Below are 1803 nucleotides of genomic sequence, written 5' to 3'. Positions count from 1 at the left end.
TGCGTCCTCAACCGCATGGACATTGATCGCCTCGATCCGCATGCTCACACGACGGACAGCAAGGCATTGTCAAGCTTGAAAAACTTTCGGATCGGGCTCTAAGTGTCTGACCGAAAATGAGTTGAGTGATTTCAGTGGATTATGATTCATGGGTTTGCGATAACCTGATGAGATCAAGATGGCCTGGACTGAAATCACCCGCGCGCAGTATCGCCGGGACGACCTGGAGTATGCAAGCGACCTTCGCGATGCGGAGTGGGCGCTGATTGCGCCTTTGATGCCCGAGAAGAAACGACTGGGGAGACCACGACGTACGGATTTGCGCCGGGTCATGGAGGCGATCCTCTATATCGTCACTACGGGTTGCCAGTGGCGACAATTGCCTCGTCATTTTCCCGCCTTCACGACCGTGCAGGGCTATTTCTACCGTTGGATCCGCGAGGGACGATGGGAAGCGATAAACCATATTCTCGTGATCCTGTCGCGTGAGCAGGACGGGCGAGACGCCACGCCTTCGGTAGGCATTATTGACAGCCAGTCGGTTAAAACTGCTGAAAACGGCGGTCCACGCGGTTATGACGCGGGCAAGAAGATCAGGGGCCGCAAGCGGCATATCACGACCGATACGCTGGGTCATGTCGTGGCAGCCGTCGTGCATCCCGCCGACATTCAGGATCGTGATGGCGCGCCGCTGGTAGCGACCAGAATACGCTCATTGTTTCCCTGGCTTCGCCATCTGATCGGTGACGGCGGGTATGCCGGCGAGAAGTTGCGTGGTGCGCTGGCTGAACTCGGCCGATGGACGATCGAGATCGTCAAGCGTAGCGATCGGGCCGAAGGCTTCGTCGTCCTGCCCAAACGCTGGATCGTGGAGCGCAGCTTTGCATGGCTCGGACGCTGCCGTCGCCTCACGAAGGATGTCGAGGCAACAATCTCTTCATCCCACGCGTGGTTGATGATTGCCCATATCCGCAGAGTTCTGCGAAAAATCAATCAAACCGCTTTCTGATTCAGGCTCTAAGAAATTCCAAATAAGTCTATCATTTTTTTATCAAATACTGATATTTCATTAATTAAATTTGTAATATCTGATAATTCATCAGAAAATGGGTCTCGAATATTTCCTAATGAAACGCTGCTTGCTTTGTGTACTATATCTCCTCTTTTGGATCCTGTATTATCCAATAATATCAATAATGATTCATCTATATCACTAGAAAAAATTCCAAGAGGAAATATCATTTGAGCAAGATTAGATCTTTTAATCCCGTTGTTTTTAGAAATTATGTCCTCTTGAGATTTAAAAGAATATTCTATGATCTTCGTTATATCATTGTTCTTGTTGCATATTTTAGGATCCTCTGGAACAAAAACATTTTCCTGACGTCTAAAGGCTACCAAAGCAGAGGTTACTCTGCCGTATATTGAGTGATCTAGCCAGTCTTTCCTAGCAGAATTCATTATTTTCCGAGATACTTTTTCTAAGTAAACCTCAACCTCTGCATGAGAAAAAACCACAAATGCTTGGCATTTTAATAGTTCTTCTTCGGTGTAACTGCCATCGTCCTTAGAGCCCGATCCGAAAGTTTTTGAACAATACCAGCCTGTTGTGATTCATCCGTCTTTACGAAGAGATGGAGTGAATGATGACATGGACTGGTATTGCCCGACGTGAACATAGCCGGGAAGGACTGCGATATCCATCGGATATGATGGACGGGGAATGGGCTTTGATCGTGCCATTTGTGCCCCCTGCGAAACGGGGCGGTCGCCCTCGCACGACGGATATGCGCGAGGTGGTCA

2 protein-coding genes and 1 pseudogene are annotated in these 1803 nt (G+C 48.9%); 2 read left to right on the top strand and 1 reads right to left on the bottom strand.

The window, feature by feature from the left end; genetic code table 11:
* Positions 1-178 precede the first annotated feature (178 nt).
* Positions 179-1009 carry an IS5-like element IS1032 family transposase gene (locus tag CFR80_RS17935; protein WP_035366909.1) on the top strand — a complete coding sequence of 277 codons (831 nt, stop codon included), beginning with the start codon at positions 179-181 and terminating at the stop codon, positions 1007-1009.
* An 8-nt stretch (positions 1010-1017) separates the two neighbouring features.
* Here CFR80_RS17935 and CFR80_RS19140 read toward each other — a convergent pair whose 3' ends face one another.
* The gene (locus CFR80_RS19140; RefSeq protein WP_220032770.1) at positions 1018-1518 is read right to left on the bottom strand and encodes a HEPN domain-containing protein; all 501 of its coding nucleotides are present in this window, start codon (positions 1516-1518) and stop codon (positions 1018-1020) included.
* 125 nt (positions 1519-1643) lie between these two features.
* Here CFR80_RS19140 and CFR80_RS17930 point away from each other — a divergent pair.
* Positions 1644-1803: pseudogene (locus CFR80_RS17930) on the top strand (IS5/IS1182 family transposase); the annotation flags it as partial.

The sequence above is a fragment of the Komagataeibacter oboediens genome, assembly GCF_003207815.1.
Lineage (GTDB): Bacteria > Pseudomonadota > Alphaproteobacteria > Acetobacterales > Acetobacteraceae > Komagataeibacter > Komagataeibacter oboediens.
Note: the sequence above shows the minus strand (reverse complement) of the source record. Positions and strands in the feature narration are given on the sequence as shown.